The 16136-nt window shown below is 38.7% G+C and carries 13 protein-coding genes and 1 other annotated feature (1 of these 14 only partly in view); of the genes, 7 read left to right on the top strand and 6 right to left on the bottom strand.

Annotation, left to right across the window (positions count from 1 at the left end):
- Positions 1-31, top strand: a sequence feature (Thr leader region); it begins 90 nt to the left of the window's first position.
- A gap of 24 nt (positions 32-55) precedes the next feature.
- From thrA to thrC, 3 genes are read left to right on the top strand one after another with little or no spacing between them, the layout of a single operon-like run.
- Positions 56-2515 carry a bifunctional aspartate kinase/homoserine dehydrogenase I gene (thrA, locus tag EL244_RS03255; protein ID WP_112836159.1) on the top strand — a complete coding sequence of 820 codons (2460 nt, stop codon included), beginning with the start codon at positions 56-58 and terminating at the stop codon, positions 2513-2515.
- 3 nt (positions 2516-2518) lie between these two features.
- Positions 2519-3448 (top strand): homoserine kinase, encoded by a 930-nt coding sequence (gene thrB / locus EL244_RS03260; protein ID WP_126458718.1) that lies wholly within the window; start codon positions 2519-2521, stop codon positions 3446-3448.
- A gap of 3 nt (positions 3449-3451) precedes the next feature.
- Positions 3452-4747, top strand: a complete 1296-nt coding sequence (gene thrC, locus EL244_RS03265; RefSeq protein WP_126458721.1) for a threonine synthase — start codon at positions 3452-3454, stop codon at positions 4745-4747.
- Between the two features lie 61 nt (positions 4748-4808).
- Here thrC and EL244_RS03270 read toward each other — a convergent pair whose 3' ends face one another.
- The 5 genes from EL244_RS03270 to EL244_RS03290 form a co-directional block, all read right to left on the bottom strand.
- Positions 4809-5300, bottom strand: coding sequence for a hypothetical protein (locus EL244_RS03270; RefSeq protein WP_230084845.1), 492 nt, complete (start codon positions 5298-5300; stop codon positions 4809-4811).
- Positions 5301-5492: 192 nt separating this feature from the next.
- Positions 5493-5702, bottom strand: coding sequence for a hypothetical protein (locus EL244_RS03275; protein ID WP_126458727.1), 210 nt, complete (start codon positions 5700-5702; stop codon positions 5493-5495).
- A 219-nt stretch (positions 5703-5921) separates the two neighbouring features.
- Positions 5922-6374 carry a hypothetical protein gene (locus EL244_RS03280; protein ID WP_126458731.1) on the bottom strand — a complete coding sequence of 151 codons (453 nt, stop codon included), beginning with the start codon at positions 6372-6374 and terminating at the stop codon, positions 5922-5924.
- 96 nt (positions 6375-6470) lie between these two features.
- The gene (locus tag EL244_RS03285) at positions 6471-7853 is read right to left on the bottom strand and encodes a Cu(+)/Ag(+) sensor histidine kinase (RefSeq protein ID WP_126458734.1); all 1383 of its coding nucleotides are present in this window, start codon (positions 7851-7853) and stop codon (positions 6471-6473) included.
- A complete protein-coding gene (locus EL244_RS03290) occupies positions 7846-8529 on the bottom strand; it encodes a heavy metal response regulator transcription factor (protein WP_126458737.1) in 684 nt (227 codons plus the stop codon). Before EL244_RS03290 ends, EL244_RS03285 begins: the two co-directional genes overlap by 8 nt.
- A 157-nt stretch (positions 8530-8686) precedes the next feature.
- Here EL244_RS03290 and EL244_RS03295 point away from each other — a divergent pair, with 157 nt between their 5' ends.
- From EL244_RS03295 to EL244_RS03310, 4 genes are read left to right on the top strand one after another with little or no spacing between them, the layout of a single operon-like run.
- Positions 8687-10066, top strand: a complete 1380-nt coding sequence (locus EL244_RS03295) for an efflux transporter outer membrane subunit (RefSeq protein ID WP_126458740.1) — start codon at positions 8687-8689, stop codon at positions 10064-10066.
- Between the two features lie 10 nt (positions 10067-10076).
- Positions 10077-10421, top strand: a complete 345-nt coding sequence (locus EL244_RS03300) for a copper-binding protein (RefSeq protein ID WP_126458743.1) — start codon at positions 10077-10079, stop codon at positions 10419-10421.
- Positions 10422-10433: 12 nt separating this feature from the next.
- Positions 10434-11702 (top strand): efflux RND transporter periplasmic adaptor subunit, encoded by a 1269-nt coding sequence (locus EL244_RS03305; RefSeq protein WP_126458746.1) that lies wholly within the window; start codon positions 10434-10436, stop codon positions 11700-11702.
- A gap of 3 nt (positions 11703-11705) precedes the next feature.
- Positions 11706-14843 (top strand): efflux RND transporter permease subunit, encoded by a 3138-nt coding sequence (locus EL244_RS03310; RefSeq protein WP_126458748.1) that lies wholly within the window; start codon positions 11706-11708, stop codon positions 14841-14843.
- An 86-nt stretch (positions 14844-14929) separates the two neighbouring features.
- Here the strand turns inward: EL244_RS03310 and EL244_RS03315 are convergent, their stop codons facing one another.
- Positions 14930-15943 carry an aldo/keto reductase gene (locus EL244_RS03315; RefSeq protein WP_126458751.1) on the bottom strand — a complete coding sequence of 338 codons (1014 nt, stop codon included), beginning with the start codon at positions 15941-15943 and terminating at the stop codon, positions 14930-14932.
- Between the last annotated feature and the right edge of the window lie 193 nt (positions 15944-16136).

The raw sequence follows: 16136 nt of genomic DNA on the forward strand, positions 1-16136 counted from the left end.
CCGCATCCAAAAAGATGTGGGCTTTTTTTTGGTGTTAATTCAGGAGAGAAATACCATGCGTGTGCTTAAATTTGGCGGTACTTCGGTTGCAAATGACGAACGAGTACTGAACGTTGCTGACATCGCTGAAAGCAAATTAGCTGATGGTCAAGTGGCTCTGGTGCTATCTGCACCAGCAAAAATCACTAACCATCTCGTTGCAATGATTGAAAAAACAGTCGCGGGTCAGGATGTCATCACGCATGTGAATGATGCAGAAATGATTTTTGCAAATCTGTTAAAGGGCTTGAAAGATAAGCTACCCGGCTTCGAATATGACAAGTTAAAAAAACTAACTGAACACGAATTCGCGCAAATTAAACAAGTACTGCATGGTATTACTCTTCTTGGACAATGCCCTGACAGCATTAACGCCGCAATTATCTGTCGTGGTGAAAAACTCTCTATTGCCATCATGGAATCTGTTTTAAAAGCGCGTGGTCACAAAGTTACTGTGATAAACCCAGTCGAAAGCTTGCTTGCAAAAGGGCACTATTTAGAATCCACAGTTGACATCAATGAATCAACAAAACGGATTGCAGAATTAAATATACCAAAAGACCATTTTATCTTGATGGCAGGTTTCACCGCAGGGAATGATAAAGGTGAACTCGTGGTTTTAGGGCGTAACGGTTCTGACTATTCTGCGGCGGTATTAGCGGCATGCTTACGCGCTGATTGCTGTGAGATTTGGACTGATGTTGATGGTGTTTATACCTGTGACCCACGTTTAGTGCCTGATGCAAGATTACTCAAGGGAATGTCGTACCAAGAAGCGATGGAGCTTTCATATTTCGGCGCGAAAGTTCTTCATCCTCGGACTATTGCACCGATTGCTCAGTTCCAAATTCCTTGCTTGATCAAAAACACCACTAATCCGAGTGCTCCGGGAACGTTAATTGGGGATGGACAAACGGATGTCAGTACCCCAGTTAAAGGGATCACTAACCTGAATAATATGGCGATGATCAACGTCTCAGGTCCGGGAATGAAAGGCATGGTGGGTATGGCTGCGCGTATTTTCTCAGTCATGTCGCGTAAAGGAATCTCCGTGGTACTGATCACCCAATCGTCCTCAGAATACAGTATCAGTTTCTGTGTGCCACAAAATGAACTTCGACGAGCACGTACTGCGCTAGAAGAAGAGTTTTATTTAGAGCTGAAGGATGGGGTATTAGACCCATTAGATGTGATGGAGCAACTGGCTATCATCTCCGTTGTGGGTGACGGTATGCGCACGCTAAAAGGCATTTCAGCGCGTTTCTTCTCTGCATTGACTCGTGGCAATATTAATATCGTGGCGATTGCTCAGGGGTCCTCTGAGCGCTCTATTTCCGCGGTTATTGCCAATGAATCAGCGACAACGGCGGTGCGTTTATGTCACCAAATGCTCTTCAATGCAGAACAAGTGATTGAGGCCTTTATAGTGGGTGTCGGTGGGGTTGGTAATGCGCTGATTGAGCAGATTCATCGCCAGCAACAATGGCTAAAACAGAAACATATTGACCTGCGTGTGTGTGGTATCGCGAACTCAAGAGCGATGCTAACTAATATGCAAGGTATTGATTTAGATAACTGGAAAGCGGAGCTCGCTGAAGCAAAAGAGCCATTTAGTCTTAGCCGCTTGATCCGCTTAGAGCGTGAATATCACTTCTTGAATCCAGTAATTATCGACTGTACATCAAATCAAGAAATTGCTGAGCAGTATGTTAATTTCTTAAAAGATGGTTTTAACGTCGTGACGCCGAATAAAAAAGCCAACACATTGTCGATGGATTATTACCATCAGCTACGTGAAGCATCAGAGAATTCGAAACGTAAATTCTTGTATGACACTAACGTTGGCGCAGGTTTACCGGTAATCGAGAATCTTCAAAACTTACTCAATGCTGGGGATGAGCTGGTTCATTTCAGCGGTATCTTATCTGGCTCCCTTTCGTTTATTTTCGGTAAGTTAGATGAAGGCATGTCATTGTCTGAAGCGACAACATTAGCAAAAGAGAAAGGCTTTACAGAGCCGGATCCTCGAGATGATTTATCCGGTATGGATGTAGCACGTAAATTATTAATTCTTGCCCGTGAAGCGGGATATAAATTAGAACTGGAAGATATTGAAATTGAATCAGTATTACCCGCTGATTTTGACAGTTCAGGTAACGTGACTGAATTTATGGCACGTTTACCCCAGCTAGATGCCCCATTTGCTGAGCGCATAAAAGCCGCAGAGGCAGAAGAAAAAGTGTTACGCTATGTCGGTCTTATCGAAGAAGGTCGCTGTCAGGTGAAAATTGTCGCCGTTGATGGTAACGACCCACTGTTTAAAGTGAAAAATGGCGAAAACGCACTGGCATTCTATACGCGCTATTACCAGCCAATTCCTTTAGTGTTAAGAGGCTATGGTGCAGGTAATGATGTAACTGCGGCGGGTGTATTTGCGGATATGCTGCGTACCCTATCATGGAAATTGGGAGTTTAAGAAGTGATTAAAGTTTATGCACCTGCTTCAATTGGGAATGTGAGCGTTGGGTTTGATGTGCTTGGCGCGGCAGTTTCACCTATTGATGGCTCATTATTAGGTGACTGTGTCAGTATTGAAGCGGCGGATACTTTTTCATTAACCAACCAAGGTCGATTCGTTAGCAAGCTGCCAAAGAAAATGGAACACAACATTGTTTATCAATGTTGGGAACTGTTTTGTGAGCGTCTTGGTAAAAAACTGAATGTGGCAATGGTTCTCGAAAAGAATATGCCCATTGGTTCTGGTTTGGGATCAAGTGCATGTTCAGTGGTTGCCGCACTGATGGCACTCAATGAATTTGCAGGTAAACCGTTTGACCAAACTGAACTGCTTGGGATGATGGGGGTCTTGGAAGGACGCATTTCAGGAAGTATTCATTATGATAATGTTGCACCTTGCTACCTCGGCGGCTTACAGCTGATTATAGAGCAAAATGGCATTATTTCGCAGCCGGTTCCTGCCTTTAAAAATTGGTATTGGGTAATGGCTTATCCGGGGATTAAAGTCTCCACTGCGGAAGCGCGTGCCATTTTACCCGATAGTTATTCCCGCCATGACATTGTGAACCATGGGCGATATTTATCAGGCTTTATCCACGCTTGCCATACTAACCAGCCAGAATTGGCGCTCACGATGATCAAAGATGTAGTTGCCGAGCCATACCGAACTCAATTACTACCGGGTTTTGCTCAAGCTCGTGAGTATGCTAAACAAATTGGGGCGCTAGCCTGTGGAATTTCAGGTTCAGGTCCAACCTTGTTCACCATTAGCGATGATATAAAAATCGCGCAAGAAATGGTGGAGTATCTAAAACAACATTACATTCAAAATGATGAAGGCTTTGTGCATATCTGCCATTTAGATCTGGTCGGTGCAAGGACAATAGGGTAAACGATGAAACTGTATAATTTAAAAGATAACAATGAACAAGTCAGCTTCGCGCAAGCCGTGAAACAAGGTTTAGGTAAGCAGCAAGGTCTGTTTTTCCCGCAAGATTTACCCGCTTTTAGTGCGAGTGAAATAGATGAATTATTAAAACTGGATTTTGTTACTCGCAGTAGCCGAATTTTAAGTGCATTTATCGGCGATGAAATTCCAGCAGAACAGCTACAGGCTCGTGTTAAAGATGCTTTCGCATTTCCTGCCCCGGTATCTAAAGTGGAAGATGATGTGGCTACGTTAGAGCTATATCATGGGCCAACGTTAGCGTTTAAAGATTTTGGCGGGCGTTTTATGGCGCAAGCGTTAGCACAAGTTGCAGGCGGGGCGCCAGTGACTATCCTAACGGCAACTTCGGGTGATACTGGCGCAGCAGTTGCTCATGCTTTCTATGGTGTGGACAATGTTCAAGTCGTGATCCTGTATCCGGAAGGAAAAATCAGCCCACTACAAGAAAAACTGTTCTGTACACTGGGTAAAAATATCAACACAGTGGCTATCAAAGATGATTTCGATGCGTGCCAGGCATTAGTGAAGCACGCTTTCGATGATGAAGAATTGAAAAAAGCGTTGTATCTAAACTCTGCGAACTCAATCAATATTAGCCGTTTATTAGCGCAAATTTGCTACTATTTTGAAGCTGTCGCTCAAATCCCAGCAGAAAAACGGGATCAATTGGTGATTTCGGTACCAAGTGGTAACTTTGGGGATCTAACAGCGGGATTACTCGCGAAATCGATGGGATTACCGGTTAAGCGCTTTATTGCGGCGACGAATGTGAATGATACTGTTCCTCGTTATTTAGAGGATGGCAAATGGACACCACATCAAACGGTCGCTACTTTATCGAACGCGATGGATGTGAGCCAACCAAATAACTGGCCACGAATTGAAGAGCTATTCCGTCGTAAAGGTTGGTCATTAGACGAGCTGGGTCATGGGGTAGTCAATGATGAAGTGACTAAAGAAACGGTACGTGAATTAGATAAAAAAGGGTATTTATCTGAGCCTCATGCCGCAGTCGCTTATCGTGTTCTGCGTGATCAACTGCAAGATGGTGAATATGGCTTATTCTTAGGAACAGCTCACCCTGCGAAGTTTAAAGAGAGCGTTGAAGCTATCTTAAACAAACAAATTCCATTGCCTAAAGAATTAGCGGAACGTGCAGATTTACCGCTATTATCGCATTTTTTACCTTCTGATTTCGCTCAGCTGCGTGAATTCTTAATGAAACTAGCGCCAAAGCAATAATTAATATTGATGTTTATAACGGAAGCTGAGGCTTCCGTTTTTTATGCCGTGATCCTTACGCTTATGAATCGGTTCCATCAGAACCATTTTGTCCTCCGTTAGGGCCTCCTTTTCCTCCTTTACCGGGTTGCCCTCCAGGGCCTGAATTGCCACCACTGCCACCATTGCCACTACCAGATGCATCACCGCCATTGCCCCCATGCCCACCATTATATCCGCCGTGACCTCCACTGCCTCCGTTACCATTGATGGAACCATTCCCACCGTTGCCGCCATTACCTAAACCATCACCATTTCCACCGTGGCCACCATCGCCACCGCTAATACCACCGTTTCCTCCATTTCCACCATTACCATTGCTGCCTGGTGTTGCATGTCCTCCATGATTGCCATGACCATGATTTCCGCCATTGCCTCCATTCCCTCCTTGTTGACCGTCGCCGCCTCTACCCCCTTGACTGGTATTTCCATGCTGTCCGTTTGTTCCATTATTTCCATTGTACGAGAAATGAAAATAAGTATCTCGACAGTGAAAAGGTAAGCAAAGGTTCAAAATTGATTTATTATCATTAATATTTTGCTTATTTAAATAAGATAAATATATTTGATTATTAATAATATTATTAGAGTAACTTGAGGTTGATATAATAGAAAAAGATAGAATAGAAAAAAATGAAAATAAAGAGTAATTCGTCATAGTATGCTCCATTCCCCCCATGATAAAGGGGGGAGTAATTGTCTTTATTTAATTTCCGTTACCGCCATTACCACCGTTGCCACCATTTCCACCATGGCCACCGCTACCCCCGTTACCGCCGTGCCCTCCATTGCCGCCATTACCTCCATTATTCAAAAGATATTCAGTGGTTGGAGTAATGTTATTAACTTGAACAGTAGAAGCGAGAATAGATAAAGGGAATAGTAATGTGAATAATGTAATAGATAATTTTTGCATATACATACCTCGTTATTAAGTGAGAAAATTAAACTGCAAGGGAAGTGTAATTAATAATCGAGAGTAATCAATATGTAAAATAAAATAGTTATTTAACTAAATTTAGTGAGGGTAAAGATTATTTATTAATCTGAATAGTTTTTAAATGTTTTTATATAGATAAATACTGCCATGATAAATTTAGGGTTTTATGCATGGCAGTTTAATTCGCTATTTATTTTAAAGTTTATTAATTTGTTCTTGAATTACTGATGATAAACTATTTTTATGTGAGTTTAATATGACTTTTGCCTGCTCTTCTTTAGTCAAAGTAGAAAAGGATGTGACGCCATTAATTTTATCTGATTGTACATTAATAGACTGTTTTTTATGATCATTTATCATTTTCTCCATGGTTGGAGATGTATTGTTTTTTGAAAAACTGAGGGCTACTGCCCGTTTTTCATGCTCTTCTAGTTCTGAAAAAGATGAGCCAGAATTAATACTTTTTTCTGTATTGATACCCGCTTGATTTAGATGTTGATTAATTGCTTGCTGATTTGCTGGTGACGTATTATTTTCATTAAAATTTAATGCAGTGGCTGCATTTTGATGAATATTCGTGTCTGTTTGAGAATAAGCTAGACTGATGGTGCTAAGCATAATGGCAACCGCAATAATACTTTTCTTCATGATAAATCCTTATTAGGTGATATGTTTTGTTAGTATCATAATAAGGTTTTATATCTGTCTCAAAGGTGACGGTAAAATGACAAAGTAGACATTTATCTATTTTTCTATCGGTATAAATAAGGTAAATCGCGTAGAGTATTCATCGGATGTGACATTTATGGCTCCTTTATGAGCCAGAATAATTGATTTGACAATCGCGAGACCGATACCACTCCCTTCATTTTTTCTTTGCCTAGATTTATCCACACGATAAAAACGGTCAAAAAGTTTTGGCAAGTGTTCTTCAGGAATTCTTTTTCCTGGGTTACTAATAATAATTTCTACACCATTTTTAACATCAGAGAGATTAATGCTCACAGCATCGCCTTTAGGCGTATAGCGAATCGCATTTGAAATCAAATTGGTTAATGCACGTCTGAACATCTCTTTGTCTGCCAATATCGGCTTAGCATTTCCAATTATTTTTAACTTAATACCATTATCCTCAGCAAGGAACTCAAAATAATCAAAAATAACAGAGACTTCATTTCTTATATCAATATGTATTTTTTCGGGCAGTAACATGTTGTCATCCGCTTTTGCTAGAAACAACATATCAGAAATCATTCTTGATAGGCGATTATATTCCTCTAAATTAGAGTATAAAACCTCAATGAGTTCTTCTTTAGAACGACTTTTACTTAATGAAATTTGAGTTTCTGTCATTAAATTAGTAATAGGCGTTCGCATTTCATGAGCGATATCTGCTGAAAAATTAGTTTGTCGAACAAATACATCTTCAATTTTTATTAACATTTGATTGAAAGAGATAGTGAGCTGCTTGAGCTCTTTAGGAACAGTGTTTGGATCTAAACGAATACTTAAATTTTCTGAAGTGACATTCTTAATTTCATCACTGACTTCTTTTAAGGGCTTCAACCCACGAATAACAAGTAAATAAACAATGAAAATACTGAGTACACAGGCAATTAATGCAGTAATTATTAGATTATTAATTAATGAGTCTAAGTAGTCATGATGAAAATTTAATGATAATGCAGTGACTAATCTGTATTTATCATTGCTTTGAGGTAACTCAATAAATGTTTCCGATAATCGATAATTTTCAAAAGGTTGTGATTTAAGATTCCCACTAGGATGATGGTTTTTTAGTTGGTTAATCATGTCTGATGTTGTACTAGAGGCCGCTAAAATTGTTCCATTTCTATCTTCTAAGTAAAAGATAATATCCTGATGCTCATCAATAATCGTTTTTATTTGAGATAACATTTCAATGCTATTGTTATTATTTTTAGTGAGAAGACTATGAATCGTTAAGTTTATTTGATTTATTGAATACTCATCTTGCTGTTTAAAATGAATAACAACAGATTTTATCATGATAGCGCTAAATATAAATAGAGCAATGGAGAGCGTTACACTGATTGAGACAATAAGGCGTGTAGAAATTGAAGAGGAAAAATTAAATAATTTATTCATCTTGAGGTAGCTCAAATAAGTAACCCATTCCTCTTATTGTATGGATCAATTTTGGTTCATAGCTGAGATCTATTTTCGATCTGAGTCTTTTTACGGCAACATCGATGACGTTGGTATCGCTATCAAAATTCATATCCCATACTTTTGAGGCAATTAAAGAGCGGGATAAAACTTCACCTTGATGGAGAGCAAAAAATTCAAGTAATGAAAATTCTTTACTGGTTAAATTTATTTTATTATTAGAGCGCATCACACGTCTTTTGACTAAATCGATTTGTAAGTTGGCTATAGTGAATTGTGTTTTCTGTATGATATTATTTCCACGGCGTAATAATGTTCTAACTCGGGCGAGTAACTCAGAAAAGTCAAAAGGCTTGATTAAATAGTCATCTGCACCTAACTCTAAACCTTTAACACGATGCTCTACATTCCCTAATGCCGTTAACATTAGAATAGGTATATTTTTTCCTATGCTTCGCAAATTTGTTGCGATTTCCCACCCATTGATATCAGGTAACATGACATCAAGAATAATTAAATCATACTCTTCCGTAGAAGCCATATGTAAACCCGTAATTCCATTTTCAATTGCATCCACAATAAATCCAGATTCAGTTAAACCTTTGGATAGATACTCTCGAGTTTTTTGTTCATCTTCAACAACAAGTAATTTCACAATAACCTCTAAATATATTGGGGATAATAGGCACATTTTAGTCATCGAATGATTAAAATGTAAAATGACAAATTTGTCATTTTCATGTCATGAATCTAACAGGATGGAATTTCTACACTAGCAAAATATAGATAATCAATAGAGGTATGGTTAGACCATGTATAACCTTAAGATATTATTGCTAGCAAGTAGCGTAATTTTGACTGGATGTATTTCTCTTGAACCTGAATACCAGCGACCTAAGCTTAATATTCCCGTAAATATAGAACCTGGCGTTACCTCATTGATGGACGAAAATAAAACGGTATTTATACTTCCTAGTTGGACAGATTTTATTGTTGACCCTAACATGCAAGAAATCATAAGAATTGCATTGGAAAAAAATCCTGATTTATACCTTACCGTTCTTGATATAGAAGAAGCAAAAATACAGTTCGGCATTACAGAGTCTGAGCTTTATCCTAAAGTAGGGATATCTTTAAGTAGTGAGTATAGTAAAAATCTACAAGGGGAGAGTGCGTTATCTAAAAAATACAATTCAGGTATTGATATTAGCTATGAATTGGATTTTTTTGGCAAAATAAAAAATTTAACACAAGCCGATAGAGCTAAATTTTTAGCCTCGAAAGAGTTAAATCGAGCTGCTGAAATTATAACGATTAAAACTGTTGCTCAAGCCTATTTAGATATTGTCTACAATCAAGAGTTACTGAGCATAGCGGAAGAGACTAAATCGAGTTATTTAAATAGCCAATCTATTGTGATGCAAAAATTAATAGCTGGAAGTGCGACGGTTTCTGATGTCGAACAAGCCAAAGGTCAAATTCAATCTGTTAATATAAAAATGGAAAAAATTAAAGTTGAGATAGATAAAAATAAAAATTTATTGAATTACTTGACTAATAATTATACTGAAAATATTGATGTGGTATCAGTAAAATATACGCCTATTACTATTCCTTCAAATATTCCTTCAGAAATTTTATTGAATCGTCCTGATGTGATGGCGGCTGAACAAAATATCATTGCTGAAAATGCAAATATTGGAGTGGCCAGAGCCGCTTTTTTTCCATCAATTTCATTTAATACTGGTTTATCAAGTAGTAATGAGTCTATTTCAGGTTTGTTTGACTCATCAAATGGCATATGGAATTTTATTCCCAAAATCACATTGCCAATTTTTACTGGTAATAAAAATAGTAAGAATTTAGAGCTAGCAAATATTAGAAAAAATAAAAGCATTGTAAATTATGAAAAAAGTATTCAAACAGCTTTTAGGGAAGTTAAAGATTCCATGGTACTAAAATCTAGTATTGAAAATCAAATTATATCTCAACAAGCTTATGTTGTTACTTTAACTAATATATTAAGTCAAAAGCAAGCTGGTTATAACTATGGAAGTTTGAGCTACTTAAATGTCCTAGATGCTCAAAGGAATTTATTTTCTGAAAAACAAAATTTATTAATGCTGGAAATAGAACAACAAAAAAATGAAATCAATTTATTTTCTGCCTTAGGTGGCGGAAATATTAACTAATGAGGTTGTAATGAAAAATTTAAATAAAGTAATAATGGTCATATCTATTTCTCTTTTTACTACTATTGGATATGCCAGCTCTACGGTGGATAGCCATTCATCCCATCATGAAGAGAATTCTGCATCAACTATTAGTGCAGAAGGAAAACTCATTTCAATAGATAGAGAAAATAAAAAACTAACAATTAATCATAATGAAATAAAAAGTATCAATTGGCCCCCAATGACAATGCGATTCACTTATCAAAATGAAAAAATGATCGAAGGTCTTAGTGATGGTGATGATTTGATATTTTCATTTGTTCAAAATGGAAACATTTCACTATTAGAATCCATTGAAAAAAAATTTGAGTAAATGGAGGGAACTATGTCATTAGTTAATTTAACTAAGGTTGTCATACTGATCATTATCTCAAGTATGCTTTCAATTTTTATATATAGGTATTTTTTTACGATTGAAAAAAACACACTAAAAACAGAAGTTAAAGAGCGTCAGGTTCTGTATTGGTATGATCCTATGTATCCAAGCACTAAATTTGCACAACCGGGTAAATCTCCATTTATGGATATGGATTTGATGCCTAAATATGCAGATGACAATATGGACTCGACTCAACAAAATGGTATCACGATTAATCCTGCACAAATTCAAAACTTAGGACTGAAGACAACCAAGGCAACATGGGGGAAGCTAAACTATGACATGACATTTCCCGCTGAAATTGCATTCAATGACCATCAGTTTGCTGTGGTTCAAGCCAGAGACGCTGGTTTTGTCGAAAAAGTCTATCCATTTGCAATTGGTGAGAAAATAACAGCAGGAACCCCCTTGGTTGATTTAACGATCCCTGCTTGGGTGGAGGCTCAAAGTGAGTATCTTGCTTTAAAAACAATTGAAAATAACCCAACAAATTTAAATAGTGTTTTAGAGCGCCTACGTTTAAATGGTATGCCTGAAGAATCTATCAAAAAGTTTGTGAATACAGGAAAAGTTCAAACTCGTTTCGTCATCAAAGCGCCCATATCTGGTGTCATTACTGCACTGAATTTGCGGTTAGGCATGAATGTCACCAAAGATGCCGTTATCGCTCAGATTCAAGGTACCGATCCACTATGGGTGAACGCATCTCTTTCGCAATCTATTGCAGATTTACTTGATAATAATGTTAACTTTTCTCTCTCCATTCCTGCATTTCCAACCCACAAATTTGTTGTTACTGATTGGGTTATCTTACCTAGCGCCGATGTTGCAAGTCGTACAATTAATATTCGCGCAAAAATTGATAACAAGAACAATCTGTTAAAGCCCGGCATGACAGCATATTTGAATTTGGTAGCAACAACGAATGAAGCAATGTTAATTCCATCTCAATCGATTGTTGATTCAGGCAAAGAGCAGCATGTTATTGCCGTTGGCGATAACGGGGAGTTTATTCCCAAAAAAGTGAAAGTCATTCGTGAATACCAACAAATGACAGCCATTTCAGAAGGCCTTGAAGTTGGCGAAAAAATTGTGACTCAAGGTATTTTTCTCATCGATTCAGAAGCCAATATTTCTGGCGCTTTAGAACGTATGCGCGAAAAAACTGAGGATCACGCCTCCGTCGATCATTCTGCTCATAAAATGTCGGAGTAAGCTATGTTGGAATGGATTATTAGGCGCTCAGTAGCCAATCGGTTTTTAATCATGATGGGGGTGGTTTTTCTCATTATTGGGGGGATATGGAGTATTAAAAATACGCCTGTTGATGCGCTACCTGACCTATCAGATGTTCAGGTTATTATAAAAACGACGTACCCAGGTAAAGCTCCCCAGCTTGTTGAAAATCAAGTGACCTATCCGATTACAACAACAATGCTATCTGTCCCAGGTGCAAAAACAGTTCGCGGTTTTTCTGCATTTGGGGATTCCTACGTCTATGTTATTTTTGAAGATAACACCGACCTATATTGGGCGAGATCTAGAGTCTTAGAATATTTAAATCAAGTTCAAACAAAATTACCACAAGGTGCAGTCACGTCAATTGGACCGGATGCCACGGGTGTTGGTTGGATTTTTGAATATGCTCTGGTTGATAAGAGCGGAAAGCATAATTTAGCCGAATTACGTTCTCTACAAGATTGGTTTTTAAAATATGAACTAAAAGCCTTACCTAACGTATCAGAAGTCGCTACGGTCGGTGGGGTGGTTAAGTCTTACCAGATTATTGTCGACCCTTTAAAATTGGCCCAGTTTTCAATCACACTGCCTGAAATTAAGCAGGCAGTCGATGTCTCCAACCAAGAAGCTGGAGGATCATCAATAGAAATTGCAGAAGCCGAATATATGGTAAGGGCGACGGGATATCTTCAATCCCTAGACGACTTTAATAAAATATATCTCAAAATGTCAGACAATGGCGTTCCACTTTATTTACGGGATGTTGCTCGCATTCAAGAAGGACCTGAAATGCGAAGAGGCGTTGCAGAATTAAATGGTGAAGGTGAGGTTGTTGGTGGCGTTATTCTGCTCAGATCGGGAGAAAATGCGCGGGATGTGATTCGAGATGTAAAACAGAAATTAAACGACTTAAGCAGTAGCTTACCTGACGGCGTACAAATTGTGACGACCTACGATAGAAGCATACTGATTGATAATGCGATAGATAATTTAAGTTATAAATTACTTGAAGAGTTTATTGTTGTGGCATTGGTTTGCGCTATTTTCTTATGGCATTTTAGGTCGGCATTAGTCGCGATAATCTCCTTACCCCTTGGGCTTTTTATTGCTTTTATCATCATGCGTTATCAAGGCATAAATGCAAATATAATGTCTCTTGGTGGCATTGCTATTGCGATTGGAGCCATGGTAGATGCCGCTATTGTCATGATTGAGAATGCACATAAAAAATTAGAGCATTGGCAGAACCAGAATGAAGGAAAAACCCTTGAAAATACTCAACGTTGGAAATTAATTACAGACTCTGCTGTTGAGGTTGGACCTGCATTATTTATTAGCCTATTAATTATTACATTATCGTTTATCCCTATTTTTACCCTCGAAGGGCAGGAAGGGCGTTTATTTGGTCCTCTGGCATTTACTAAAACGTATGCTATGGCTGGTGCCGCAGCATTGGCGCTGATTGTGATTCCTATTCTTATGGGATATTGGATTCGAGGAAAAATACCGAGCGAAACCAAGAATCCTCTAAATCGTTGGTTGATTTCTATTTATAGTCCAATTCTATTAAAGGTTTTATCTTGGCCCAAAACGACATTATTTATCGGTATTTTGGTTTTATTTACTGTCATATGGCCATTAAAGAACCTCGGTGGTGAATTTTTACCTTCAATTAATGAAGGGGATTTACTTTATATGCCCTCAACATTACCGGGTGTCTCTCCTGCTCAAGCGGCTTTTTTATTACAAAATACCGATAAATTGATTAAGAGCATTCCAGAGGTTGATACCGTTTTCGGTAAGGTAGGTAAAGCGGAAACAGCTACAGATTCAGCCCCTATGGAAATGATAGAAACTACCATACGCTTAAAACCTAAAGAGGAATGGCGTCAAGGAATGACGTTAGAAAAAATCATTGAAGAGTTGGATGAAACAGTACGTTTACCTGGGGTAGCAAATCTATGGGTTCCACCGATACGAAACCGTATTGATATGCTTTCTACAGGAGTAAAAAGCCCTATTGGTATTAAAGTATCAGGGAAAGATTTACAAGAAATAGATGCATTTGCACAAGAGATTGAGAAAGTCACGAAAACCGTACCCGGTGTTGTTTCTGTCTTAGCGGAAAGGCTAGTCGGGGGACGCTATATTGATGTGAAGATTGATCGCGAAAAAGCCGCTAGATATGGAATGAGTATTAGCGATGTGCAAGCTTATATTTCTATGGCGACGGGGGGCGAAATGATTGGTGATACGGTTGAAGGAATAGAGCGTTACCCTATTACGCTTCGTTATCCTCAAGATTACCGAAATAGTGTTTCCGCCCTACAGCTCTTACCTATTTTGACCCCGAATAAGCAGCAAATTGTTTTAAAGGATGTTGCGGACGTAGTCATAAACATTGGTCCGCCGATGCTGAAAACTGAAAATGCACGTCCAACGAGTTGGATCTATATTGATGCTCGAGGGCGAGACATGGTTTCTATTATTTCAGATATAGATACCGCGATAAAAAATAATGTGCAAATAAAGCCAGGAGTCAGTTATTCATTTACTGGGCAATTTGAGTTGCTTGAAAGAGCTAATCAAAAACTCATGCTTATGGTTCCTGCAACAATCATGATTATTTTTGTATTACTTTATTTGGCGTTTAGGCGTTTTAGTGAAGCCCTACTGATTTTGCTTAGCCTTCCTTTTGCATTAGTTGGCGCAGTTTGGTTTTTATATTGGATGAACTTTAATTTGTCAGTGGCGACCGGAACAGGATTCATTGCCTTAGCTGGGGTTGCTGCTGAATTTGGTGTTGTGATGTTGATTTATTTACGGCATGCAATTGAAGATAAGGAAAAAATTCAAGGTACTCATAAACTGTCAGCGGCAGATTTAGATAATGCGTTATATGAAGGTGCTGTTCTAAGGGTTCGACCGAAAGCAATGACTGTAGCTGTTATATTGGCTGGATTATTACCTATATTATTGGGAACTGGAGTGGGTTCTGAAGTCATGAGTCGAATTGCTGCACCAATGATTGGTGGGATGATCACTGCGCCATTGCTCTCATTATTTATTATTCCTGCTGCATACAAATTAATTTGCCAGTTTAGAAACAAAAAATAGTTTTATACAAGACGAGGATAATGTCTCAGCCACGCAGTACAAATAGTGGCTGAGATATTTTCTTAAGAACTAAAATGTGACAGAGTTTACTGCTCGTTATTTAATACTGATTCGTCATTTAGTATTAGCTCGATAGTTTTTAACTCTTCCTGACTAAAATCACGATTTTCCATCATTCCGAGAGCATCATCGATTTGGCTAATGCGGCTGGCTCCGATTAAGACGGATGTAATCCGGTCATGGCGCAGCAGCCACGCAAGGGACATTTGGCTCAGTTTTTGCCCACGAATTAAGGCTAATTCATTCAGCTTTTTGACTTTAGCGAGGACATTGGAGGTTAATCTTTCTGGCGGGAGTGAAGGGTTGCTCGCTGCCCGAGAATCTGCGGGGATCCCGTTAAGATAGCGATCAGTCAAAATACCGCCAGCAAGGGGGGAATAGGCAATTGAACCAACACCCTCTTCCTCAAGCAAATCTAATAATCCCTCTTCAGGGGTGCGTTCCAGCATTGAGTATTTTGGTTGATGAATTAGGCAGGGGGTTCCAAGTTGTCGCAAGATATTGATCGCTTCTTCGGCGGTTTCTGCGGGATAATTAGAAATACCAATATAGAGTGCTTTACCTTGGCGCACTAAGAGATCTAAAGCGCTCATGGTTTCTTCGAGGGGAGTTTGTGGGTCGGGTCGATGATGATAAAAAATATCAACATACTCTAAACCGAGCCTTTTCAGACTCTGATTAAGGCTAGAGACTAAATATTTTTTACTTCCCCAATCCCCATAAGGACCTTCCCACATGGTGTAACCCGCTTTTGTGGAGATCACCATTTCATCTCGATAAGGCAGAAAGTCTTGTTGAAGGATCCGTCCAAATTTTTGCTCTGCGGAGCCGGGTGGTGGACCATAATTATTGGCGAGATCAAAATGCGTGATCCCATGGTCAAAGGCATGCCGTAGCATTTCTCGACAATTATCAATAGGCTTATTGTCGCCAAAATTATGCCAAAGTCCTAACGAGATTAGTGGGAGTTTTAATCCACTGCGCCCACAATGGCGATATTCCATATCAGTATAACGATGTGACGATGCGAGATACGGCATTGTTCACCTCCAAAAATTGATGATAAAGATCTCACCAAATATTGGCATAAAGGTCTCAAGGGCACTGAGGAATGAATGCTATAAAGTCACTGAAACGATTATTTTTTCAACAAAATGTGATGGGGATTTGAAATATTATGTCTGATGTTGAGTATGGCGCTTATGGGGTGTGTTAAACACCCCATAAGCGTAA

The sequence above is a fragment of the Providencia rustigianii genome (assembly GCF_900637755.1).
GTDB lineage: Bacteria > Pseudomonadota > Gammaproteobacteria > Enterobacterales > Enterobacteriaceae > Providencia > Providencia rustigianii.

What these genes read in the sequence shown, in the direction of transcription:
- EL244_RS03295 (WP_126458740.1), top strand. Translation starts at nt 8,687, where the DNA reads ATGTATAACCTTAAGATATTATTGCTAGCAAGTAGCGTAATTTTGACT.
- EL244_RS03275 (WP_126458727.1), bottom strand. Translation starts at nt 5,702, where the DNA reads ATGCAAAAATTATCTATTACATTATTCACATTACTATTCCCTTTATCT.
- EL244_RS03315 (WP_126458751.1), bottom strand. Translation starts at nt 15,943, where the DNA reads ATGCCGTATCTCGCATCGTCACATCGTTATACTGATATGGAATATCGC.
- EL244_RS03300 (WP_126458743.1), top strand. Translation starts at nt 10,077, where the DNA reads ATGAAAAATTTAAATAAAGTAATAATGGTCATATCTATTTCTCTTTTT.
- EL244_RS03285 (WP_126458734.1), bottom strand. Translation starts at nt 7,853, where the DNA reads ATGAATAAATTATTTAATTTTTCCTCTTCAATTTCTACACGCCTTATT.
- EL244_RS03305 (WP_126458746.1), top strand. Translation starts at nt 10,434, where the DNA reads ATGTCATTAGTTAATTTAACTAAGGTTGTCATACTGATCATTATCTCA.
- thrC (WP_126458721.1), top strand. Translation starts at nt 3,452, where the DNA reads ATGAAACTGTATAATTTAAAAGATAACAATGAACAAGTCAGCTTCGCG.
- EL244_RS03310 (WP_126458748.1), top strand. Translation starts at nt 11,706, where the DNA reads ATGTTGGAATGGATTATTAGGCGCTCAGTAGCCAATCGGTTTTTAATC.
- thrA (WP_112836159.1), top strand. Translation starts at nt 56, where the DNA reads ATGCGTGTGCTTAAATTTGGCGGTACTTCGGTTGCAAATGACGAACGA.
- EL244_RS03280 (WP_126458731.1), bottom strand. Translation starts at nt 6,374, where the DNA reads ATGAAGAAAAGTATTATTGCGGTTGCCATTATGCTTAGCACCATCAGT.